This window comes from Myxococcus sp. XM-1-1-1, assembly GCF_020037095.1.
Classification (GTDB): domain Bacteria; phylum Myxococcota; class Myxococcia; order Myxococcales; family Myxococcaceae; genus Myxococcus; species Myxococcus fulvus.
Genome location: NZ_JAIQDH010000011.1, coordinates 49,761 through 73,719 on the forward strand (window position 1 = coordinate 49,761; position 23,959 = coordinate 73,719).

General features: G+C 66.6%; 15 protein-coding genes. 8 read left to right on the plus strand and 7 right to left on the minus strand.

Annotation, left to right across the window (positions count from 1 at the left end; genetic code table 11):
- Position 1 precedes the first annotated feature (1 nt).
- Both K8640_RS22010 and K8640_RS22015 read left to right on the plus strand, forming a co-directional pair.
- On the plus strand, positions 2–844 hold the full coding sequence (locus K8640_RS22010; protein WP_223748809.1) for a hypothetical protein: 843 nt from the start codon (positions 2–4) through the stop codon (positions 842–844).
- Positions 845–1,914: 1,070 nt separating this feature from the next.
- The gene (locus tag K8640_RS22015; protein WP_223748810.1) at positions 1,915–2,328 is read left to right on the plus strand and encodes a helicase-related protein; all 414 of its coding nucleotides are present in this window, start codon (positions 1,915–1,917) and stop codon (positions 2,326–2,328) included.
- Here K8640_RS22015 and K8640_RS22020 read toward each other — a convergent pair.
- Together K8640_RS22020 and K8640_RS43180 are read right to left on the minus strand one after the other, a co-directional pair.
- Positions 2,299–3,101 (minus strand): IS5 family transposase gene (locus K8640_RS22020; RefSeq protein ID WP_223748811.1). Its coding sequence is split into 2 segments (ribosomal slippage): positions 2,299–2,756 and positions 2,756–3,101, totalling 804 coding nucleotides; the frame shifts between segments, so codons are not numbered across the junction. The two genes, K8640_RS22015 and K8640_RS22020, sit on opposite strands and share 30 nt — an antisense overlap.
- A gap of 5 nt (positions 3,102–3,106) precedes the next feature.
- Complete coding sequence (locus K8640_RS43180; protein WP_370640377.1) at positions 3,107–4,174, minus strand: BRO family protein; 1,068 nt, start codon at positions 4,172–4,174, stop codon at positions 3,107–3,109.
- 716 nt (positions 4,175–4,890) lie between these two features.
- On the opposite strand from K8640_RS43180, the gene drmD reads away from it, so the two are divergent.
- From drmD to drmB, 4 genes are read left to right on the plus strand one after another with little or no spacing between them, the layout of a single operon-like run.
- On the plus strand, positions 4,891–8,070 hold the full coding sequence (gene drmD, locus K8640_RS22030) for a DISARM system SNF2-like helicase DrmD (protein ID WP_223748976.1): 3,180 nt from the start codon (positions 4,891–4,893) through the stop codon (positions 8,068–8,070).
- Positions 8,070–11,987 carry a DNA methyltransferase gene (locus tag K8640_RS22035; protein WP_223748813.1) on the plus strand — a complete coding sequence of 1,306 codons (3,918 nt, stop codon included), beginning with the start codon at positions 8,070–8,072 and terminating at the stop codon, positions 11,985–11,987. Before drmD ends, K8640_RS22035 begins: the two co-directional genes overlap by 1 nt.
- Before the next feature lie 8 nt (positions 11,988–11,995).
- Positions 11,996–15,334 carry a DISARM system helicase DrmA gene (gene drmA / locus K8640_RS22040; protein WP_223748814.1) on the plus strand — a complete coding sequence of 1,113 codons (3,339 nt, stop codon included), beginning with the start codon at positions 11,996–11,998 and terminating at the stop codon, positions 15,332–15,334.
- Positions 15,321–17,168 carry a DUF1998 domain-containing protein gene (drmB, locus tag K8640_RS22045; protein WP_223748815.1) on the plus strand — a complete coding sequence of 616 codons (1,848 nt, stop codon included), beginning with the start codon at positions 15,321–15,323 and terminating at the stop codon, positions 17,166–17,168. The genes drmA and drmB overlap by 14 nt, the downstream gene beginning before the upstream one ends.
- A 602-nt stretch (positions 17,169–17,770) precedes the next feature.
- Here drmB and K8640_RS22050 read toward each other — a convergent pair.
- Positions 17,771–18,292, minus strand: coding sequence for a hypothetical protein (locus tag K8640_RS22050; protein ID WP_223748816.1), 522 nt, complete (start codon positions 18,290–18,292; stop codon positions 17,771–17,773).
- 377 nt (positions 18,293–18,669) lie between these two features.
- Here K8640_RS22050 and K8640_RS22055 point away from each other — a divergent pair, with 377 nt between their 5' ends.
- Positions 18,670–19,101 (plus strand): hypothetical protein, encoded by a 432-nt coding sequence (locus K8640_RS22055; protein ID WP_223748817.1) that lies wholly within the window; start codon positions 18,670–18,672, stop codon positions 19,099–19,101.
- 22 nt (positions 19,102–19,123) lie between these two features.
- On the opposite strand, the gene K8640_RS22060 is transcribed toward K8640_RS22055, so the two are convergent.
- Positions 19,124–20,944, minus strand: coding sequence for a hypothetical protein (locus tag K8640_RS22060; protein WP_223748818.1), 1,821 nt, complete (start codon positions 20,942–20,944; stop codon positions 19,124–19,126).
- A gap of 90 nt (positions 20,945–21,034) precedes the next feature.
- Here K8640_RS22060 and K8640_RS22065 point away from each other — a divergent pair, with 90 nt between their 5' ends.
- The gene (locus K8640_RS22065) at positions 21,035–21,718 is read left to right on the plus strand and encodes a hypothetical protein (RefSeq protein WP_223748819.1); all 684 of its coding nucleotides are present in this window, start codon (positions 21,035–21,037) and stop codon (positions 21,716–21,718) included.
- A gap of 36 nt (positions 21,719–21,754) precedes the next feature.
- On the opposite strand, the gene K8640_RS22070 is transcribed toward K8640_RS22065, so the two are convergent.
- The 3 genes from K8640_RS22070 to K8640_RS22080 form a co-directional block, all read right to left on the minus strand.
- Positions 21,755–22,240, minus strand: coding sequence for a hypothetical protein (locus K8640_RS22070; RefSeq protein ID WP_223748820.1), 486 nt, complete (start codon positions 22,238–22,240; stop codon positions 21,755–21,757).
- Positions 22,241–22,440: 200 nt separating this feature from the next.
- Entirely contained in the window at positions 22,441–23,124 is a 684-nt protein-coding gene (locus K8640_RS22075) for a hypothetical protein (RefSeq protein WP_223748821.1), read from the minus strand.
- A gap of 64 nt (positions 23,125–23,188) precedes the next feature.
- Entirely contained in the window at positions 23,189–23,629 is a 441-nt protein-coding gene (locus K8640_RS22080; protein WP_223748822.1) for a hypothetical protein, read from the minus strand.
- Positions 23,630–23,959: the final 330 nt, after the last annotated feature.

The following is a 23,959-nucleotide window of genomic DNA, read 5'->3' on the forward strand; positions in this document are numbered from 1 at the left end:
CATGCGTGAGACCATCGAGTTCCGAATCCCAGAGCGTCATGCGGCGAGGCTCCTGGAGCCCGGGCTCGGCGTCCGACTGGATGAGAGTACGCGCAAGGTGGTGCTCCCTATTGCAGACCAACGGGTCCAGGCGATTGGTCGGATTGAGCGTAGTTTCAACCAGAAGGGAACGTCTTTCTTTCTGGGGTGGAGCATTCATCGCCGATACACGGAGGATGAGCTTCAGTCCGCAGAACTACTGAACCTGGTCATCCGGGCGTATTTCGAGCCGCCAGGCTCCATGTGTGGCACCGAGTATGATGACGCAGTCGCTTGCCAGCACTGCGGCGCGGGGGCACCGATGAAGACCCCGCTCATCCTCAACACCCGCCGCGTCCCTAAGAACAAGGATATCGCCCAGACCATCGCGGGAGAAGTCGTCGTGTCGCCGAGGTTCGTGGCTGCCTTCCAGGAGCATGGCCTTCTTGGAGCGGAGTTTCGCCCCGTCCTCCATCAAGGACGCAAAGGGCCGCAGCCCTCCGAACTCTCCCAACTTGTCGTCACCTCAAGGCCGCTGAAGCTGACGAGCAGGACGGTCGCAGGCAACAACCCGTTCGACCTCGACGCGCGTAACGAGCACCGATGCCCGAAGGGTCACCTCGCCGGGCTCAACCAGCTCTCCGAACTGTACGTTGAGCACGCCAGTCATGATGGCAGCGACATCTGCCTCACGGACAAGATGTTCGGCGACAGGCGAGGCGAACTGCGGCCCGAGCCCCGGCTGCTCATCTCACCAAAGCTGCGTGATGTGCTCACACGAATGCAGGCCAATGGCTTCCTTCTGGAGCTTGCCCATTTCGAGTAGATAGGAACGCCGTTGTGTTTGCCCCAACCAAGGCCGAGCCTATACCGGACATGATAAGCCTGTTGAAGTTGCTTACGGACATTGGGGCGTTTCCAGATAGGTGGTGATCACTGTCTTTGTATTGGTCAGGCGAATATGTGCAGCAGGCTCATCTGGAGGGGCTTGTTGGTTGGCCGAACTCGCCCCGACCGGGTTCGCCGAACTCTGAGGCCCAGTGTCGCCGCGCTACGGCCGTGAAGGAGCTGCCGCCATTCGCCGAAGCCGGTGCGAGTGTATGTGGCAGCTACCTTGACGCTCACCGGTAGCGCAGCAGGGAGACCTGCTGCGCAGCACCTGCCATGAGGGTGACGTGTAGGCGTCCACGATGTCTCCATCGGGGCCGTGGGTGACCCAGCGCAACTGCTCTTTCCTTGCGCTGTCCTCCAGTGCGCAGTTGATGAAGGTCCGCCGTGCGTCGTGCTGCCGGCGCGGCCGCAGGCCGAGCTGCTCCAGGTCCTTGATCAGCTCGTCACGCCAGACCAGCCCGAGCGTGGCCTCGGGGCACGGGGCCGGGTTGGACCTCCCCTTCCGCACCACCTCAAGCCCCCCAGGCGCCCATGTCCTGGCGCACGCGCAGCACGCCCCGCCAGTTCGGCACCGCGCCCGCGGCGAGCAACAGGTGGCGAGAACTATGGCTTGGTGGCGGGAGATGGTGCCCGCTGATAGGTGAGGACGAACTCACCCGAGGCGACTATCCGCGACGCGCCTCCAGGGCCCTCCAAATAGAAGGTCTGGACGTAACTGCTGGCGTACCTCTCGCCGGCATCCCTGTCGAAGTCGACCACCGTCCAGACGGGACCATCACTTGCTCCGGCCTCGACCCATTTGGACCCAATGGACACGGACGTGACGCTGGTGGGGTTCATGCCTTGGAGTCTACCCAGCCGGACCTCCGGGAGACACCGCCGCTTCTCGCGGGCATGAACCCCTCGATGGAGACGGCTGTCCTCGCCTGACTGTGAGTGGATGCCTGGTGCCCCTGCTCAACGGGTTGTTGGCCCTGTACCGCACCGGATTGTTGAGAAACCAGGTTGGTCGTAATCAGGCCGATTGCCTCGACTGCATCAACGCTCGCCGAGCATCCCTGGTACCGGGGCAGGACTATCCGAGGCGAGCCCATTGAGCTCACCAGCCGGGAGAAGACCTCCGACATCAAGGCCTCGAAGAGCCGCCTGGAGCTCACACACGGCCAGCCCCAGAGCATCGACGTCGTGCTCGCCAGCAACATGCTCTCCGTCGGCGTGGACATCGACCGGTTGGGGCTCATGGTCGTGGCGGGACAGCCCAAGACGACCAGCGAGTACATCCAGGCGTCCAGCCGCGTGGGCCGCAAGCTGAACAATCCCGGCCTCGTGGTGACGTGCCTCAACGCGGCCAAGCCCCGGGACCGCTGCCACTACGAGCGCTTGCAGCCCCTAACAAATGTCAGAGCAGAGGCGGCGTAGCAGCATGATGCAGCCGAGGACGAGGAAGCCGAAGTGGACGTCGTCCCTGAGTTCGTCGCGGACTCGAAGTCGGCGGAGCTGGTTCTTCCAGGCCAGGGTGCGCTCCACCACCCAGCGGTAGCGTCCCGGTCGCTCCTTGGATTCAACGCCCGGACGCGCAATGCGAGGAGCAATGCCGCGCAGGCGCAGCCCACGCCGGTTCCTCCTCGATGCGTAGGCCTTGTCACCATGTAGCTTCCCCGGACGGAGCCGGCGCTGGCCTGCCGGCATCCTCACTGCGGGCACGGAGTCGAGGAGCGGGAAGAGTTCGTGGGTGTCATGCACATTGGCTGCAGTCACCGATTCGGTGAGCGGCAGGCCGTGGGCTTCTACGAGAAGATGATGCTTGCTACCCGCCTTCGCTCTATCCGTCGGGTTTGGGCCTGTGAGGGCCCCCTTTTTGACGCCCGGACGGACGCGGAGTCGATGGAGGCCCGGGAGAAGTCGACCTTGCCGCGCAGGCCCAACTCGTAGAGCAACCGCTCCTGGAGGCGTTCCCACACCCCAGCTCGGGTCCATTCCTCAAGCCGGCGCCAGGCCGTCATGCCCGACAGGCCGAACTGCTTGCGGGGCAGCATCTCCCAGGGGATTCCACTGCGGAGCACAAAGACGATGGCTTCCAGCGCCGCTCTGTCGTCCGCTCGAGGACGCCCCAGCTTCTTCTTGGGACGAGGCGGAGGCAGCAAGGGAGCCACTCGCTGCCAGAAGGCGTCAGGGACGAGTTCGCGGGCCATGCCCCTCAACCTGGAGATGGTCCTTCCCTGCGACCAGCCCATCCCTGACTTTCGTTAGGCGCTGTAAACTCGAGGAGAGAAAGTTGGGTTGGTCGAATCGGTGAGGACGGCTTTGGTGTAATTAGGTGGGCGAGCCGGATAGAGAGCCATTCGATGCCCTTCCCGGTGACGAGCGTCTGACCGAACTTCCTTTTAGTGATGCCGCGCTGCTGATGCAGAGTCACAAGCGTGGCGTGATTTCGGAAGAGGCCACGGTCAACGTACTTGGAGTGGGCGATAAGCCGCTTCTTTTGCCGGCCCGCCTTAGACGGGCGCCGGAAGCAGAAGCTTTCCTCTTCGAGTGCGCCGTAGAAATCCCTGGGGCGGATGCGCAGGTATGTTGCGGCATCCAGAAGACAGAAATCACCCTCAGAGTCGGCGAACTCCTCGTAGAACTTCACGGCTGGGGCCTGTGCGGCAATGTGCTTGCCCTGCTCCTCAACCTTGTCGGTCAGATCTGCGCAGAGGCGGAAGAGAGTTGACCGTGACATGGTCAGGAGTGCTGGAAGGTCTGGGACCTTCGTAGCACCTGCCACGGAGTTGGAGCCCGTCTTGCGAATGGAAGGAAGCACTTCCTTCCGAAGCCAGCTGCGGAACCGCGCTGCCCCTGGCTTTCGTCCGCTTGGTACGAGAGCGTAGACGCCCGACTCGCTGATGGCCGTGATTTCCTGGGGGCCTCTAGGCGTGTCCACTACCACTAGACGCTCTTCATCATCCTCCAGTCGAGCAATGGCAGCTCGGTGTTTGATGATTCCGAGTATCGCGCACACGTCCGTAGCGACAAACCAGGGCTCACCATCGTCTTCGAGGACGACTCGAACAGGAGCAGTGCCCTCAAACAGGAAGGGCACTAGCGGAGCGGGACTGCGGTTGCACGTCATGGGGACCTCCAGCGGCGGGAAGAGGCACTGATGCGAGGGAAAGGCACTCCCTCTCCACGAAACTGTGCGCACCGTGGCCGGGCGCGGCTGATCGCGCCGACGCCCTAATCCCTGGCCTGCACGGGACCGTGTCACAATCACATACGTGCCCATTTGTGAGCGCGCAAGTCCAGTGTGTTGAGCGAAGCGTTTTCGGAGGAGAGGACTGTTCGGGTGTGCAGTATTTCTTGCGCCACCCCGAACCGGTGGCCGAACCGGCGGAATTGGGTGAGCCAACCACACCTGGACGCCGGATGTGAAGTGCCTTCTCGGTCAGTACCGGGGGCTCTCCGCATAGTCTCCGCGCAGCATCCGCAACCGCCAGCCCCCCTGTCGCGAGAGCACGCCGCGCAGTTGGTCGATGATGAGCCGGAGCTCTCTGGCGTCTCGCAGCCAGTACCGCGCGCTCCCACCAAAGGAGTAATCCCCATGCGCGTCGTACACCTCGAGGTGCGGCGCGCGTCCTGGCCCCTGCGCTGCGCGCAGGCCCTCGGCCTGTCAGAGAACCTTGGACATTCCCCCCTGTGTTAGGAGAGTTGTCGCCGCCGCGCAGCGGGCCTCGCACGGGAGCGTGGTGTGGAGGCGGGTCATTGCCCCGCCAGTGCCGCAGCCCGGCCTAAACCACTCACGGCGTCCGTTCCTTCTTCTCTTCCACCTTCGCTGCGGACTACGAAGGGCTCTGTGCTGCGTGGATAAACGTATCGGCGCTCTCAGTGTATGTGGCTGGATGACGCCGTTACATACCACCGGGGAGTGATGGCTCTACCACCGGAGGGTGATGGCTCACCACATGCCTGTAGCGGCATGTATCTCCCGTGCCAATCGCTCCCATGCCGTGCGCGGGTGATATCGCGCAGGTCCGCCACCGTCAGTATTTGGTCGACGAGGTCATCGCTCCTTCGGATGTCCGGGAGCAACACACCCTCGTCCGGCTCACGTGTCTCGATGATGACGCACAGGGACGTCCCCTGTCTGTCTTGTGGGAACGTGAACTCGCTGCTCGGGTCATCCGACCGCACCAGGGTGGACTGGGACCTCCCGCGCGCTTCGACGAGCCGCGTCACTTCGCCGCGTATCTGCATGCGCTCAAGTGGAGCTCCGTCACCGCCACCGATGCCCGGCTCTTCCAAGCGCCGTTCCGGGCGGGCATCCACTTGATGAATCATCAGCTCACGCCTCTCAAGAAGGCGCTCGAGCTGCCTCGGGTGAATCTCTTCATCGCCGATGACGTGGGGCTCGGGAAGACCATCGAGGCGGGGCTGGTGTTGCAGGAACTCATCCTCCGCCAGCGCGTGGACCGTGTCCTCATCGTCTGCCCGGCGTCGGTGACGCTCCAGTGGCGCGATGAAATGGAGAAACGCTTCGGCCTGCGCTTCGAAATCTTCAACAGCGAGTTCGTCTCCCGCCGCCGTCAGGAGCGCGGCTTCCAGGTCCCCGTCTGGGCCACGCACTCTCGCTTCATCGTGTCGTACCAGACCCTGCGGCGCAGCGAGTGCTTCGAGCCGCTGAAGACCCTCCTGGAGGAGAAGGGACACCACAAGTCCTTGCTGGTGCTCGACGAGGCACACGTCGTCGCGCCCGCCTCGGCCAGCCGGTACGCCATCGACACGGAGACCACTCGTAGCATCCGCTCCCTGGCGGAGCGCTTCGAGCACCGGCTCTTCCTCTCCGCCACGCCCCACAACGGCCACTCCAACAGCTTCTCCGCGCTGCTGGAGATGTTGGACCCACAGCGCTTCACCCGTGGCACCCGCGTCCGCGAATCACAGCTGGCTCCCGTCATGGTGCGCCGGCTCAAGGGTGACCTTCGCGCCCTGGGCAGCTCACAGCGCTACCCCGAGCGACACGTGGTGGGCGTGCGCCTGACGCATGACTCGGGGCGCTGGCACGCCGAGTGGCTCGCCCCGGACGGAAAGACCGTCGAGGAGCGTGTCGACCTGGGCGAAGCCTCCGCCCCGGAACTGGAGCTGTCCCAGAAGCTGGCGCGCTACACGGAACTCATGGCGCCCGGCACGAAGCAGGGGCGCCTGGTCTTCATCAACCTCCAGAAGCGCCTCCTCTCCAGCATCGAGGCATTCCACCGTACCCTCTCCGTCCACGCGGCGGCCTTCGGCTCGGGGACGCGGGTTCCCGACGGCGGAGCGCTCACTGGCGACACGGCTCCCGAGTCCGAGGAGCACGGCGAGACGGACGATGCACTCGAGCTGTCGTTCGCGGAGACCATCCGCGAGCACAGTCAGCCTCTGTCGACCAACGCCCAGGCTCGCAAGCTCCTGGAGGACATGCTCCAGCTGAGCGCCCGGCACCGCTCGGCCCGGGACGCGAAGCTGCGGGCCCTGCTCCACTGGATTCGCGAGCACCAATGTCCGCTCACCAAGGGCGCTCCGTGGAAGCCCCGTCGGGTCATCCTCTTTACCGAGTATGGCGACACGCTCCGTTATCTCAAGGAGCAGCTCACCGCCGCCTTCGAGGGGACCCACCGGGGGGATGAGCGCATCCTCACGCTGACTGGTGGCATCGATGACGTGAAGCGCGCGGAGGTGCAGGCCGCCTTCAACGGCTCGATGGAGGAGTTCCCCGTGCGGGTCCTCCTCGCGACCGACGCCGCGCGCGAAGGCATCAACCTGCAAGGCCACTGCGCGGACCTCTTCCACATCGACGTCCCGTGGAATCCCTCACGCATGGAGCAGCGCAACGGCCGCATCGACCGTGCCTTGCAACCCGCTCCCATCGTGCGCTGCGGCTACTTCGTCTACGCCCAGCGTGCCGAGGATGCGGTGCTCGACACCCTCGCTCGCAAGGTGGAGACCATTACTCGCGAGCTGGGCAGCCTGGGCTGTGTGCTGATGGACCAGATGCACGATGCCCTCGCCTCGGGCATCTCGAAGGGCACGCTGGAGCGCGTCTCCCGCGCCGCGACCTCGACTCGCACGGAGGTGACGAAGCGGGAACTGGAGTCCCAGCGCACGCTCCAGTCCCTGCGCAAGGAATTGGATGCGATTGGAGAGCTCCGCGAGCGCAGCGGCAAGGTGATGGACTTCAATTCCGTCCTGCTGCGCGATGCGCTGGACGTGGGGTTCGAGCTGGCCGGTGCGGGCCGGTTGGAGCGGGAGACCCTCACGGAAGAGGGCCGGACGCTGGAGGCCTGGAGGGTCCCCGCGCTTCCCGCTTCTTGGAGCACGACCCTGGATTCCATTCGTCCGCGCCGGGCGCACGACGAGGCACCCTGGGAGTGGCGCAAGCGCCCCCTGTCTCCCGTCGTCTTCGAGGCACCTCCGGGCGTCTCCAGCAAGCTCGTCCACCTGCACCTGTCCCATCCGCTCGTCCAGCGGGTGCTCCAGCGGTTCCTGGCCCAGGGGTTCTCCGCGAACGACCTCAGCCGTGTCACCGTGGTCCAGACCCAACGCGACGCCGTGGCTCGCGTCATCGTCTTCGGCCGGTTGTCTCTTTTCGGCGAGGGCGCCGCGCGGCTCCATGACGAGGTGGTCTCTGTCTCAGCCAGGTGGCTGGACGGCGGCGGCCGAGGGCACCTGAAGCCCTTCGCCGATGAGGCGGACCGCAAGGTCATCGACCAACTGGAGACCACGCTGGCGGAAGCGCCCGCGCTCTCCTCGATACCGAAGGCCGTCCAGAAACGCCTGCTGGCCAGTGCCGAGTCCGACTTCTCGAAGCTCTGGCCCGCCATCGAGGAACAGGCCTCGGCGCGAGAGCAGGGGGCTCGCAAGAAGCTGGCGGCGCGCGGCGCATCCGAAGCCAAGGCGCTGACTCAGATTCTCCGCGAGCAGAAGGAGGCCATCCAGGAGGCACTGAGCGCGCAGCTCGAGCTCTCGCTCGACGCCCAGGCCGAGAAGGACCAATGGAGGAGGGACAAGGTGCACCTCGAACAGCGATTGGCGGCACTCGGCAGGGAACTCGTCGAACAACCTGAATCCTTGAAGGCCACCTACGCCGTGCGGGTCGCCCGCCTGGTTCCCGTGGGCATGGTCTACCTGTGGCCGGGGGCTCGCTGATGAACGGTCAGAGCCTTGGCGGGGATGTCGAGCGTCGCTATCACCAGACGTGGATGGGGATGGCGCAGCCCATCGAAGGACTGGTGGTCTCCATCCCGGTCCTCGAGGACGCGCAGTGCATGCAGCGCCTGCCCGTGTCCGCTCAGTCGCGCTTCGTCCTGTTGGCGGGCCGGGAGTCACCTCGCGTGACGGATGTCCCGCGCTTCCTCCGCGAGGTGCTGGGCTACACCGAGGAGGATTTCACCACGAGGTTTCCGGAGGACCTCCAGCTCGATATCGAGGAGGGGCAACAGACCCTCAAGCCCTCGCGGGGGCTGTTGCGACGAGGGCCTCCTCCCTCGAAGCCGGAAGGGTTGCCGGATGACTCCACGCCCATCAGCCGCGCCGCGGAGGGCTTCGCGCTCCTGACCTGGGAGCTGCCGGCCGGGCTGGACCTGGACAAGAAGGAAGACACCACGGGCGCGTGGTTCTACGAGCCCACCGCCAAGTTCGACCGACTGCTGCGGGCGGCCCGTGTCCCCATCGGTCTGCTGTTCAACGGGGACTCCGTGCGCCTCGTCTATGCGCCCCACGGAGAGACCTCCGGGCACATCACCTTCCGGTTCAAGGACCTCGTCACCGCCAGCGGTCGTCCGCTGTTCGACGCGATGGTGATGCTCCTGCATGCGCGCCGCTTCTTCGGCGTGCTGCCTGAGCATCAGCTCCCCGCGCTCCTGGAGCAGTCACGCCGCCGGCAGGCGGATGTCACCGACGAGCTGGCCGACCAGGTCCTGGAAGCGCTCGGCATCCTGCTTACGGGTTTCGAGACGGCCGCGGAACGGGATGGCTCTCGGGCCCTGGACGAGGCGCTCTCACGAGGTGAGGAGCATGTCTACGGCGGGCTCCTCTCCACGCTCTTGCGGCTCGTCTTCATCCTCTACGCGGAGGACCGGGGCCTGCTCCCCGTGGACCAGGAGCCCTATCGCGATGACCTGTCGGTGAAGGCTCTTCACGCGCAGCTCGTCGAGGACTGCTGCCAATACCCCGATTCGATGAATCGGCGCTTCGGTGCGTGGCCTCGGTTGTTGGCGCTCTTCCGGTGCATCTACCTGGGGGCCTCGCACGACAAGCTGCGAATGCCGGCACGGCGTGGGGAACTCTTCGACCCTGACGCATTCCCTTTCCTGGGGGGAGTGGGCTCCTCCGAGGAGGGCACGGATGCGCGGGTGCCTCCCATCGATGACGAGACGGTCCTGCAGGTCCTGGAGCGGCTCGTCTTCCTCAATGGGCAGCGACTGAGCTTCAAGTCGCTCGACGTGGAGCAGATCGGCTCCGTGTACGAGGGCCTGATGGGCTTCCACGTGAAGCGCCTGACCGGGGCTGGAATCTGCCTCAAGCCCTCGAAGGTATGGGTCTCCGTGGACGAGGTGCTGGCACAGCCCTCGAAGCGGCGTGCGGCTTGGCTGGAAGAGCAGACGGGCCTCGACGCGAAGGCGGTAAAGGCCCTGTCGAAAGCGCTGGAGCAGGCCTCTACGCAGCAATTGGTCCTCACCGCGCTGGAGCCGTACCGCGCGAAGGGGACCGAGGCACGGCGCGCATCCCAGCTGGTGCTGCAACCCGGCGACGAGCGGCGACGGACCAGCAGCCACTACACGCCTCGGAGTCTGTCGTCCCCCATCGTCCGCCGGGCGCTGGAGCCCTTGCTCAAGACCATGGGGCCGCAGCCGTCTTCCGAGAGACTCCTCAACCTGAAGATCTGCGACCCGGCCATGGGGTCGGGTGCGTTCCTGGTGGAGTCCTGCCGCTTCCTCGCGGACCAGGTTGTCGCCGCCTGGACACGTGAGGGCGTGCTGAAGCGTGACAAGCACGAGGACGAGGTGATGCGGGCACGCCGGCTGGTGGCCCAGCGATGCCTGTACGGTGTGGACAAGAACCCATGGGCCGTGAAGCTCGCGAAGCTGTCGCTGTGGCTCGTGACGCTGGCGAAGACGGAGCCCTTCACCTTCCTGGACCATGCGCTCAAGTGCGGGGATTCGCTGGTCGGGCTCGACCTGGAGCAGCTTCGAGCGTTCCACTGGGCCCCAGCCCGCAAGAAGCAGTCGGAGTTGTCCTGGGCGTTCATCTCGAAGGCGCTGAACTGCTCGCTGGAGAAGCGGGAGAAGATCCTCCAGCTCGCGCTCGACCTGGAAGGGCCGGACCGCAAGCCGCTGCAACTGGACCTGGAGCCCGGTCGAGTGAAGGAGGGGCTTCTCCGGGATGCGGACGAGGCGTTGGGGGACATCAAGCACATCGCGAATGCGTGCGTCGGGGCCTTCTTCGCCCAGGGGTTGGACAAGGAGCGGGAGAGGGAGCGCGTCCGCCGGTTGGACCTGATTGGGGCGTGGCTGTCCAAGGCGAAGAATGGGGTTCCGCCTCCCATTCCGGCGGACATCGCGGCCTTCTCCGCGCCGTCGTGGACGTTCCACTGGCCGCTGGAGTTCCCGGAGGTCTTCCATGGGAGCCGGCCAGATCCGCTCGACAATGAGCAGCCGAACAAGGCTGCGTGGATCGATGGGTTCGTGGGGAACCCGCCGTTCGCGGGAAAGAACGCCATCATCGAGACGGGTGGTGAGAACTACCTCCCTTGGCTCCAGGCGGTTCATGAGGGGGCGCACGGCAACGCGGATCTCTCCGCGCACTTCTTCCGCCGTGCGTTTCATCTTCTGGGTGAGCACGGCAGCTTCGGACTCATCGCCACCAACACCATCGCGCAGGGGGACACGAGGGCCACGGGGTTGAAGTACCTGGTGGACCACGGTGGTCACCTCTACGACGCCGTGCGCTCCATGAAGTGGCCGGTGGCTGGCGCCAATGTCTCGGTGTCTGTAGTGCATCTGGCAAAGGGGCACGTCTCCGGCCTGATTCTAGAGCCTCGCTTGGATCGCCTGCCCGTGAAGTGCATCAACTCTCGGCTTCGTGGCAAACCCGAGCGATTAGAGCCCGTGGCGCTCACTGCCAACATGGGGAAGAGCTTCCAGGGAAGCATCGTCCTTGGAATGGGGTTTGTACTGAGCCCTGAGCAGCGCTCGACTCTTGTCTCGAAATCATCAAAGAACGCGGCGCGCATCTTTCGCTACGTGGGTGGCGAGGAGCTCAATTCCGACCCGAGTCCTGAACTCGAAAGGCACGTCATCAACTTCGGGCAGATGGAACTACAGGAAGCGGAACGCTGGCCCGACCTCATCCGTACCGTACGGGAGTTGGTGAAACCTGAGCGAGACAAGGCCAAGGACAGAGGCGCGAAGCAGTTCTGGTGGCAGTTTATCCGGCCGCGTCCTGAGCTCTATGAAGCGCTCCGTCCATTGAGTCGTTGTCTTGCGACCTCTCGAGTCTCGAAGCACCTAATGTTCTCGTGGCAGTCGCCGTCTGTCGTGTTCAGCGAGCAAGTCATTGTCGTTCCTGTCGAGCAGGCCCACTGGTTGACGACCCTGCAGTCACGGGTGCACGAGGTCTGGGCACGTCTGCTGTCATCCTCCATGCGCAACGACCTTCGTTATGCGCCGAGCGATTGCTTCGAAACCTTCCCCTTCCCGGTCTCCGCAAGAGCCTCCGCGCTCGATGCGATAGGCGAACGGCTCCACTTCGAGCGCAGCCAGTACATGCAGGCCCACAGCATCGGCCTGACGACGACTTACAACCGGCTCAAGGACAAGTCGGTCACCGACGCCGCGACTCAGCGTCTGCGGGACCTGCATGTGGCCGTGGACCAGGCCGTCCTGGATGCCTATGGCTGGAAGGACATCCAGGTTCCTCCGTACTGCGGAGCTACTCCCAAACAGCTCGAAGCCTTCGAGGACGAAGTTCTCGACCGCCTCTTCGAGCTGAACGAACGCCGCGCCTACGAGGAAGCGCATCCCACCGTCCGCCGTCCCTCGAAGTCCCGCGCCCAGACCGCTTGAGGTCTCCCATGCATGCTTCTGACACGGGAGCGGTCCGCTCCCACCTCATCGATGCGCTCGAAGCGGACCTCGTCGGTCCGTTCCACAAGCCTCCAGGGGCTCCCGTCTCGGACGCCTCGGAAGTGCTCCGCACACCACCGTCCCGCTGGTACCTGACGGGCTTCCTCGTCCCGCTCGACCAGGGTGTCATCGAGGATGACCCCGATGACGAGGAAGACGACCTGGCCGCGGGCAATGACGAGGACGACGAGGAATCTTCCCGACCCGACCCGACCGCCAAGAAGGTGCGCCGCCTGCCCGCGTCCATGGGCCTGTCCGTCTTCGTCCCCGCGGGCACGTCCCAGCTCACCGCCCATGTCTGCTGGGCGGACTACCAGCGCATCGATGCAGAGGGGCGCAAGCAGTGGCGCCGCACCTTCCATCAACGCACCGTCACCCTGCACCTGAACGACGCGACTCTGCGGGAAGGACTGTACGTCCAGGACAGCGGTGGCCTGCGCCTGGAGGGCCATGTGGAGATGACGCGCGAAGGCGAGCTCGCGGTCGCCATCTTCCTCGTCAACGCACGCCCTCCCACCAGCACCTCCGCCGACCGGGACGAGGCCTACGTCTTCCAAACCCACCTCGCCCTAGAATGTGCGCAGGGCTTCGTCAGCCGACAGGACTCCAGCGACGCCAGGAGCGAGGACGAAGACGACCTCGTCAACGACCTCCAGTTCCGTGACCGCCAGCGGTGGGCCGTGGGCCATGGCATCTCCGTGCGCATCCCATCGACCTCCGTCCCCGTCACCCGCGTGGAAACGGACTGGCTGCCACGCGTCGAGGTGCTGCCTGTCGAAGCGCGGCAGCTTGACGAGGTCACGGTGAGCATGGAGGAACTCGCCGCGTTCACGACGCCCTCGGAGGCCGTGGCGGCCCTGCTCCCCCTGGTCCGAACCTACCGTGAATGGGTGGCCACCCAGGCCAATCTCGCCGTCGGCAGCGAACGCCGCGAGGAGACACGGGATGAACTCATACGCAGGGCTCGCCGTGCGGCTGACCGCATCGAGGACGGCATCCAGCTCCTGGCCCGGGAACCTCTCGCCTTCGACGCCTTCCGCTGGATGAACAGCGTCATGGCCCAGTCGGAACGCAAGGTCCGGCAGGACGAGGCTCCCAAATGGCGTCTCTTCCAGCTCGCGTTCATCCTGCTGAATCTCCCCTCCGTCGAGGACGAAGGCCATGCGGACCGTGAGCTCGTGGAGCTCATCTTCTTCCCCACCGGCGGCGGAAAGACGCAGGCCTACCTGGGACTCATCGCCTTCACCTTGCTCCTGCGCCGCCTCCGAGGGCAGGCCCACCTCCACGGCGGCCTGGGCGTGGCCGTGCTGCTTCGCTACACGCTGCGGTTGCTCACCCTCGACCAGCTCGGTCGCGCCGCGACACTCATCTGCGCGCTCGAAGGGCTCCGCCAGCAAGAGCCCCAACGCCTGGGCGCCGTGCGCTTCTCCATCGGACTGTGGGTCGGCCGCTCCGCGACCGCCAACACGCTGGAACAGGCCTCCACACAAATCACCGAATACAAGAACGACAACAGCGCCCGCGCGCAGTCTCCGTTCCCGCTCGCCACATGTCCCTGGTGCGCCACTCCGTTCGAACGGGAATGCTTCATCCTCCGCCCCTCCAAATCCAGACCGGAGGAAGTGCTCGTCGGCTGCGCCAACATCGCGTGCGCCTTCAACCTCGGCCGCAACCCGGAAGGGCTCCCCGTCCTCTTCGTCGACGAGCAGATCTACCGGGAGCTGCCGTGCTTCCTCGTCGCCACCGTGGACAAGTTCGCCATGCTGCCGTGGCGTGGAGAGACGGGCTCGCTCTTCGGTCGTGTCCTCGGTCGTACCGGCAAGCGCTTCGTCGGTCCATGCAACGATGCCGCGGATGTGAAGGCGGCGCTCGTGATGCTCCCGAAGGGACTGCTTCCCCCGGAGCTCATCGTGCAGGACGAACTGCACCTCATCTCCGGCCCGCTGGGCTCCATGGTGGGCCTCTACGAAGGCGCCGTCCTGACGCTCGCGCCCCGGGCGAAGCTGGTGGCCTCCACCGCCACCGTCCGCCGCTCCCGGCAACAGGTCAGTCGCCTCTATGGACGGGACGTCGCGCTCTTCCCTCCGCCCGGCGTGGATGCCTCCGAGACGTTCTTCGCCTCCGTGGGCAAGAAGGGCGCGCGCCAGTACTTGGGCGTGGCTGCACCCGGGCGGCCCATGAAGGCCCTCCTGCTGCGCGTCTATGTCAGCCTGCTCGCCGCCGCCGCGCGCGGAGAACAGCTCCACGGCGCCGTGAGCGCGGACCCGTACCTGACGCTCGTCGGCTACTTCAACAGCCTGCGTGAGCTGGGCGGCATGCGCCGGCTGGTCGAGGACGAGGTGCGCCGACTGGTGATGGACCGCGTCCGCCGTCGTCCCGAGGACTTCAGCAAGGACGCCGAGCATCCCTGGTACCGGGGCAGGACCATCCGCGGCGAGCCCATCGAGCTGACCAGCCGGGAGAAGACGGCCGACATCAAGGCCTCGAAGAACCGCCTGGAGCTCACGCACGGTCAGCCCCAGAGCATCGACGTCGTGCTCGCCAGCAACATGATCTCCGTCGGCGTGGACATCGACCGGTTGGGGCTCATGGTCGTGGCGGGACAACCCAAGACGACCAGCGAGTACATCCAGGCGTCCAGCCGCGTGGGCCGCAAGATGAACAAGCCCGGCCTCGTGGTGACGTGCCTCAACGCCGCCAAGCCCAGAGACCGCAGCCACTACGAGCGCTTCGGGACGTACCACGAGTCGTTCTATCGCTTCGTCGAGGCCACCTCGGTGACTCCCTTCTCGGCACCGGCGCTCGACCGGGGGCTGGCGGGCGTGGTGGTGGCGCTGGGCCGGCTGCTGGACACCGCCATGACCGCGCCCCTGGAGTGGAAGTCCCTGCAGGCGCACCGGGACCGGCTGGAGCAGGCGCTCGAAGCACTGGCGAAACGCGCGGGCCGAGAACTGCCCACGGAGGAGGCGGAGCGCGCCAGCGACATCGTGATGCAGCGCGCGCGAGGCCTGCTCGACTCGTGGCGCAACATCATCGAACAGGCGAAGAAGGACGCCGCCCAGCGCGCGTACTCTCGCTACGACCCGGAGGGGAAGGGGCTCAAGCCCCTGCTGCACGGCTTCCTGGACCGGACCGACGACCTCACCCAGGACGAACTCAAGTTCGAGGCACCCACGTCCATGCGTGACGTGGAGTCCTCGGTGCACCTGTGGATTTCACGTCAGCCCCTGGGTGGCTACCGCGCCCCGAAGGCCGCGACGGAGGAGGTGGCGCATGACGAGCCGTAGGAAGTGGACCCGGGCCCGCTCGACGCGGCCGCCGGATGGGCGCGTGCGCCAGAGCCAGGTGGTCTCCACCTTCGGCCCCGGCAGCATGCTGGACCTGCTGAATGACGCGGTCCTCGTGGGCGGCCTGGACTTCTGGCGCCTCAAGGGGCAGGGCGAGGTGGTCAACGAGCCACGGCTCTTGGAAATCGTCGAGCCGCTCTACCACCGCAACAAGTGGCCGCTCAGCAAGGAGGCTCCCTTCCGCAAGCCTCCCGCTGGAGACGAGCGGGAGCCGACGGAGTCCTGCGGCATCCAGGTGTATGAGTTCCCGCGCTGGTTCGTCTGCCAGAACCCCCACTGCCGCACGCTGGTTCGGGCCAACAGCCTGGAGCGCGTGAACCAGGAGTACCGCCACCGCTGCGCGGGTGGGGACGCGAAGCCCGAGCGCTGCGTGCCGGTGCGCTTCGTCTCGGCCTGTCCTCGTGGGCACCTGTCGGACATCGACTGGACCTGGTGGACACACGAGCGCAAGCCTTGCGACGCCCCCCAGCTCAAGCTCGAGGAGGGCGTGAGCGGTGACTTCAGTGACATCGAGGTCGCGTGCTCGACGTGCGGCAAGCGCAGACGACTCATCGACATGACCCACAAGGAGCAGCAGGACCGCTGCGACGGGGAGCGGCCCTGGCTGGGATTGGAGGCGAAAGAGCGCTGCGACGAGAAGCAGCGGCTGCTGGTCCGCACCGCCAGCAACGGCTACTTCGCGCAGACCACCAGCGCCATCACCATCCCTGAACCGGAGTCACTCCGGCGCAAGGTGCAGTCCGCGTGGAACATCCTCCAGTCCGCCACCGCGGAGACGCTGCCGGCCTTCCGGACCATCCCCCAGGTCCAGGCGGCGCTCGGCTCCGCCTCCAACGCGGAGGTGCTGGCGGCCATCACCGCGGAGCGCGAGCACTCGCCCGAGGCCGTCCCGGAGATCCGCACCGCGGAGTGGCTCCAGTTCCTCGCACAGCCCCAGGAGAAGCCTGGCGAGATGCCCAGGGACCGCACCGAGGTCTTCTGGGCCCGGCGCATCGCTCGGCCCCAGGGACTGCCCCCGCTGGTCGAACGCGTGGTGCTGGCGCGACGGCTGCGGGAGGTCCAGGCCCAGGTCGGCTTCACCCGGCTGGAGCCCCTGACGAAGGACCTCCAGGGGCGCTACGACCTGGACGTGGCGCTCGCGCCGATGTCGCTCCACCGGGACTGGGTCCCCGTCACGGAGATGCAGGGCGAGGGAATGCTGCTGGTGCTCGACGAGCCGCAGGTGCACGCCTGGGAGCTGTCCGAGCCCGTGCTGCGGCGCGAGGAGGTGCTCCGGGCGGGCTATGAGTGCTGGAAGCAGGGCTCCGGCTCGAAGCTCCCTTTCCCGGGCGTGCGGCTCTACCTGCTCCATTCACTGGCGCACCTGTTGATGACCCAGGTGGCGCTGGAGTGTGGCTATCCCGCGAGCTCCATCCGCGAGCGGCTGTACTGCGCGCCGCACAGCGACGCCGTCCCCATGGCGGGCATCCTGTTGATGACGGGCACCACGGGCGCGGAAGGCACGCTGGGCGGCCTGGTGGAGGAGGGGAGGCGACTGGGGCAGCACCTCGCCCGGGCGCTGGAGGACGCGCGCCTGTGCTCCAACGACCCCGTCTGCGCGCATCACGAACCCACGGGCCGTGACGACCGCGACCTGGAGGGCGCCGCGTGCCACGGGTGCCTCTTCCTCCCCGAGTGCTCCTGCGAGCGCTTCAACCAGTACCTCGACCGAGCGCTCGTCGTGCCCACGCTGGGCCACGAGGACGTCGCCTTCCTGAAGACGCCGTGGACCTGAGCGGCGAGGTGACCGTGGACCTGGGGCGACAGAACGCGGGGGCGCATCCTCTCGTCGGTCCACGGACACCTTGCGGCCGGGGGCAAGCTCGCGTCAGGCCCGGGCTCCAGTGACAAGGAGAACTCGCAACCCTTCAACAACCCGTTCCGGCGCCACAAGCTCTGACGTCGGGTGGACATTGGGCGCAACGCGTCAGGAGGGCGACGCTTGACCCAAGGTGCGGGCCCGCCGTTGGATTCGAGGGCTACAACTGCAACGGGGTTTCCATCATGGTTCGTCGTGTACTGGCGTTCGCGGCTTTCGTTTCCATCATTGGCTGTGGCGGAGCAGAGGTTGCGGAGGGCACCGAGACCGGCACCCCTCCCGAGCAGGAGGTGTCCGCGCAGGCTGTCTCCTGTGAGGCCCGTCAGGGCAAGGTCTGCAGCCCGGAGACGGAGATCAGCTGCACCTGGGCCAATGGCACCTGGGGTTATTGTATGTGTCAGGCCATCCCCCACAACCGTTGGGTCTGCCTGACCGACTGAGAAGCCCGGCCGAGCCTGGAGAGAGCGCTGCCCGCGACGCTTGAAATCGAGGTGGCGGGCAGCGTCCAGTCCCCGTCCTCAGAGCAGCTTCGTCACCACCAGCGTGACGGGGCCCGCCACGTCCGTGACTCCCTGTGCCGTGAAACACCCCAACACGTCCGTGTTGAGCAGCGTCAGCGTGCGAATCACCGTCGCGCCCAGGAACCGGCCGCTCACCACCGTCCCGGTGAGCACGATGACGTTCTCCCCCGCCGGCTTCGCGTTCACCACGGTGGTGCCCGACACGACGCTCACCGTGTCATCGCTCCACTTGATGTGGATGGTCGAGGCCGCCTGGCCGAACCCACAGCCGAGGATGCCATCGGCCTCCGTGGTGGCGATGGCGGAGGGAAGATTCAGCGGCAGCCCCGCACACCCGTGAGTGCCGATGGCGGAGATGTGGGTCGGCCTGGCGTCGTTGGTGAGGCCTGGCTCGAATTCGGTGACTTCCGCTCCGACACACGTGAGGGCGACCGTCTCCGCTCGGGCCTCCCTCGTGACGAACAGGGCCAATACCAGGAACAACGCAGATGCGGACTTGAAGAGGCTGGTGGATGTCATGACGACTGCTCCCGTTCGAGGTGACGAAGCCCCACGAAGGTGAGGCCCATGACGGAAGCGTGCGAGTCAACTCACGTTGTCTCTTCACTCCCGTCTATTGAAGCCTACGGAGCAGGCGCAGCGTCTTGCCCATGCGCCCTGAGTCATCGTCCGTTGAAACACGTGACAGTATCTTCATCCGTCACCCCCTGGATGCTGTCCTGGCTCAAAGGTACAGGCCCACATGCCCCGCACTGACACCGTCTGTGCGGCTTGGCGGCAGGACGGCTCGCGCTCGATGAAGTCCCCAGGTACTCGGCGCGAGCTTGTCCTCGATGGAATCATGGAAGCTGGACCGAGGACCCCAAGATCGATAACCCAGGGGAGTGAACCACTCGATGGATGCCTGCCTGGAGATCTGGATACCCGAAGTACACCTGGGCGGGGGTGTCTCCCGGAAGGTTCGAGTTGTCTCTTGGGGAGGCGAGGAGTTCACCGAGGACCTTGGTGGATGGACTTCACCCGCTGGGGTCGAGCTGCTGGAGAGGGAGCCCCCGGCGCACATCGTGCGCTCGCTGCCGGCCGGTTTTGTCACGACGGGGTGGAAGTACCTCCGAGTCGAGGCCGCTGAATGGGAGGCGCTCAAGAGCATGCTGTCCGAGCAGTTGAAGCCAGGCGGGCCTTGGGTGGTCGTCTTCGAACCGCACTGCGACCAGCTCGACCTGGTTGTCGAAGCGGACCTCGAGCAGGTGTTGCGCCTGCTCGGGCAAGGCGTGCGCAGAGAAGAATCGGCGCTGGGGTTCGTGGCCTACTGTCGTCCGGCCGTGTAGCAGCACGCCCGGGCCGCGTGGCTCACGGCGCGTTCAGGGCGAAGCTCCAACTCTTGGCGATGCCCACCAGTGGGTCCTGAGACGAGAGCACCACGCGGTGGAGCCCTGGCGCGGTGGTCGTCACGCTCCGGGTCCTCGTCACCGCGTCGTAGATGACAGGAACGTTCGCGCCCCCGGCGTCGAACAGTTGCACGGTCGCTCCGTTGGAGGACACGACGTAGGTCGTCCCTCCCTCCAGCGTGACGGCGAGCTCGTCGAGGTCCGAGCCCAGCTCGAACACGCCCTCCAGGCTCACCGGGAGCGTCACCACCGTGGCGTGGGCCGCGTCGTCGCCATGGTCATCCGTCCCCACCCGCTCCACCCGGAACGTGAAGGCGTAGGGCGCGGAGCGCGAGTCGATGATGAAGGTGACGAGCGTCGATGCCAGCAGGTGCGCCTTCCAGACGCCCTTGCTCGAAGTCATATGCATGCGGAAGGGGAAGGTGCTGCCAGGCGTACTCGCGCTCAGCGAGCAGTCGGGCGTGCAGGTGACCTGATAGACTCCGTCCGCATCCAGTTGCAGCGCGATGGCGTCCAGGTCGGTGGAGCTGTGGATGAGCCCCTCGACGACCTGTCCGACCTCGACGCGGGTGGCGGTCCCGGGCGTGTCGCCGTGGTCATCCGGTCCGAGGTCCTGCAGCTCCACCTGGAAGTCGCTCCACCAGGGAGTCTCCTTCAGGGCACGCGCGAAGACGAAGTAGCGCCCCGTCGAGGTCGCTTCGAGGACGATGCGCCCCCAGGCGGTCTCGGTCAGGACCGTGCCCGCCGCGTCCGTGAGCTGGATGAGGCGCTCGCGCGCGGGGGAGTCGCCGAGGGTGTAGACGTGGCCCTGGGTTGCCTCGAAGGAGAAGACATCCACGTCGTTGCTGCCCTGCAGCCGCGCCGTGACGGGGACTCCCATGGGGAGCGGGGTGGCGCCGAGCATCCCGTTCGCGTGCTCGTCGGGCCCCAGGTCGTCGAGCTGGCATTGCGTGTTGAACACCTTGCTGCCCTTGTAGACGCGCACGTACCAGGTGCTCGCCTCCTGGCTCAGCTGGCCCACCGAGGTGCGCCCCCCGCTGCCCTGCACCTGGGCGCCCGCGCTGTCCCATAAGGTCACCGAGACCTCGGCCTCGCAGGAGAACCGGAAGCCGCGCCCCGGCTCGGTGCGGAAGGAGAAGACGTCGCTGTCCTCCGCGAACTCGAGTGCGACGGGGAACGGCGCGCTCGGCACCGTGATGGGCGTCGCCGTGGCGGGCGTGTCGCCGTGCGCATCCTTGCCCAGGTCCTCCAACCGGTAGGCGTACGTCCCCGCGCCCTCGCGGCCCGTCCCGGAGGATACCGCGATGAACCGGGGCGCCTCCGGCGTGGAGACGAACTCCAGGACCTCACCCTCCGGTGCGCGGTAGGAGCTCACGTGGACCCGCCGCTCCTGCGCATCCAGCACCTCAATGGACACCGCGGTGAGCGTGCCGGGACGCAGGGTGACGCGGAAGCCATGACCCGCCAGCGGGGGCACGGCGAAGACATCCCGGTCCACCTTGTTCCGGAAGACGGGATGGATGTCTGCCTCCTGGAAGTCCGTCGTGGGGGCCAGGAGGGTGGCGGCTTCCACCGTGTCGCCGTGGTCGTCCGAGGGGCGGAAGGCGGCGATGGTGCAGGTGAGCCCGGCGGCTTCCTCGAAGGCGCTACAGCGGCACACGGGGGCTCCGTCCTCGGAGACACAGCGGCCGGCGGTGCACTCCACTTCGGCGCAGACGCGCAGGTCCTCCTCGGCGGAAGGGCCACCACAAGCGCTGAACAGGACGACAGCCACCAGCGTCATCAGACGCGTCACGGATGAGGAGCGAAAGGGAGACACCGGGAGCCCTGGGTTGACGACCGTCGAGCGACCGTAATAACCCGGCGCCCACCCATGCAAAAGCTCTCTCGTCCCACCGCGCGGATGCTGGCCCTGGTGTCACTGCTGGTGTCCTCGATGGCCATCGCGCAGGTGCCCACGGAGGGTAACCCAGACTTTCCGCGCTGGCTGGGGCTCTCCGTGCGTGCGGGCTATCTCATGCCGGGAGGGCAGATGGATGGCTCGCCGGACCCGTTCTATCTGTATGAGGTCTACAAGGGGCTCTTCGCCGCCATCGTGGAGCCCACCGTGCGAATCGGCTCGAACGTCGAGCTCGGCCCCTGGCTCCAGCTCTCCCATGCGCAGATGCGCCTGCGCTGCTCCAGCGACGACATGTGTCCGGGCCGCCACCTGCGCTTCGGGCTCCAGGGGAACTACCACTGGATTCCCTCGGGGCCCTACAACCCCTGGACGGGCGTGGCGCTCGGCTACGAGCGGGCCTCGTTCAACGTGCGAGGAATCGACATCGCCTACTCGGGACCGGACGTGACGCTCCAGGCCGGGTTCGACAGGAACTTCGGTGGGAGCTTCTGGGCGGGGCTCTTCGTCAGCTGCTCGGGCGGGCGCTATGACTCGCTCGAGGTGAAGATGAACGGCCGCACGGGCGACGAGAGCCTCCGCGAGCGCACCGTTCATCTGTGGCTCGGCTTCGGCGTCCGCGTGCGGATGGCCGCGCCCGCCTCGACGGCCCATCCCTGAGCGCGGATGCGGCGCGCATCGGCGCGGCGGACGTCCTCACTCCTTCAGGCGGGTGAACTCCATCACCCAGTTGGTCTCCCAGCTGCGGCCTTCGTCTGGCGAGAATGCCTGCTCCCAGCGCGCGGTGTCCTGGCCCAGCCGGGTCCACGTGAAGCGGACGCGGATGGCGCGGCCCTCGAAGGTGTCGTTCGTTTCGAACTGGCCCACGTCGCCCACGAAGCCGCCCAGCACCGGCGGGTCGACGGTGTGGTTGCGATTGTCCACCCAGGAGATGGACCACTGTTTCGTCGCCGGGTTGTAGACCCGGGTCGCCAGGCCCACGAAGCCGGGCCAGAACTCACTGCGATACGTCTCCTGATTGCCGAGCCCGCCGGGCAGCGGATGCTCTTCCGCGGTGGCCTCGAAGGGCAGCCACTCCGTGCAACCCGTCAGCCGCTCCTTGCGCCGACGGTTCTGGACCCGCCAGCGTCCCATGAGGAAGTCAAAGTCCCGCGCCCCGTCGTTCTGTCCCTGCTCACTCATGCCATCGGCTCCGTTCAGGAGGTCGAGGGCCCGGCTCGGGCCCCTGAACGCACACGATGGAGGGGATATAGGGCGAACTTGGACCTGATTCGGACAGGCCCTGGAATCACTCCTTGACCCTGACTTTCCAGCGAAACCGCTGGGGCCGCGAGGACGCCTGTCTGCCTTGAGGCTGCTGCAGGCGTCCCCCGTCGTGGCGGCTACTGGAAGGCCTGGGTGTCATCGGTCCCCGGAGAAAGAAGTCGCTCCATGGGAAGCTCCACGCCTTCGCGCGCCAGGTAGGTGACGGTGACGATTCTGTCGTCGGTCGAGTCCTCACCGCGCACCGTCACGAAGGCCGCGTTCCACACCTGTCGCTTCGGATCCATGAACGCCGCCTGCACGAAGGTGAGGGATTGCTCGCTGTCTCCATGTTCCGTCTCGATGCGGCACAGGCTGCCCCTGCATTCGACGGACCTGAGCTGCGAGGGGTCTGGCAGCGCGGCCCTCACGCCGTCCTTCGCGTGCTGCTCGGCGCTCCGAGCCCAGGCGGGGTCGAAAGGCTCATCTCCGAAGTAGGCCTCGAGGCGCTGTCTCAGCTGCGCCGTGGACACGGGCGAAGGGGGTGGCGTCACCGCGGAATCGCGTGGCGGAGAAGCAGGCTCGGGGGCCGTGGGCCCGGGGGCCAGGGGCGGAGGGACGGCGGCCTCGACGCGCGCCTCGCGCAGGCGGATGGGCGGCGTGGGCTCGGGAGCAGGGGCCGGCTCCTGTCGTTGGGCCGCGAGCGGCTCCGCCGTGGAGGCGCGCTGAAGGAGCTCGTCCCTCTCGTGTCGCTGGTAGACGAACAGCACGGTGGCGCACGCGCAGGCGAGCGCGCCGCCCGTCAAGAGTTGCCGGGGCTTCATGGTCATGACCTCGGAGGATTGAGCCGCCGCCACCTGGACGGCGGATGGCGGCGGCTCGAGGCGACTACTGGAACCAGCTCACGCTGTTCACGCGTCCGCCGGGGCTGAGCGTGCACGCGACGTTCAGGGTGCCGCCGGAAGGCGCGTACACCGGGCCGAGCGAGATGTTCTGGTTGGTGCCGAAGCTCGGGAGGTAGGTGACGGGCACCGAGTACATGCCCGTCGCATCGCTGGTGAGGCCGAAGAACCGGCAGCCGACGTTGTTGGCGGTGGTCGCGCCATAGGCGTTCACGACGAGCCGGTAGTTACCGGAGCTGTCGACCGTGGTCGGGAAGAACAGGGTGACGGCCCGGGTGCAGTTGTTGGTCTGCGTGGTCCAGGACTCGCCCATGCAGGCGCCGTCCACCTGGAGCTGCGGCTTGCCGTGCCACCCGGCCACGGAGCGGGCGTTGGCGGTGCCGGCGACGCTGGCGAGCGCCAGCGCGGATGCAACGAGGGTCTTCATGTGATGGGTCATGGGTTCCGCTTTCTGGGAGTGGAGATGCTTCGAGGCACGTGAGTGTGTTTGCCGGAGCCGGCCTCTCGGCTCGGCGGCATGAGCGTGGGTGTGTGGAGTTGAGGCGTCCGTCGTGACGCCGTCTCCATGCATCCGCGTCGGGTGCGAGGGATTGCAGCCCGCGTGCCTGGCCGGATGCCGCGGTCTCCAGGGGCCTCTCCCTCTGGTCCCACGCGACCGTCGGCCTGTCGGGCACGGCCCAGGCACAGCACCGAGCGGTGCCGGGCACACCGTGCCCGGATGGCCGGGGCCGTGCGCCTGGGGCGACCGCCATGGGCT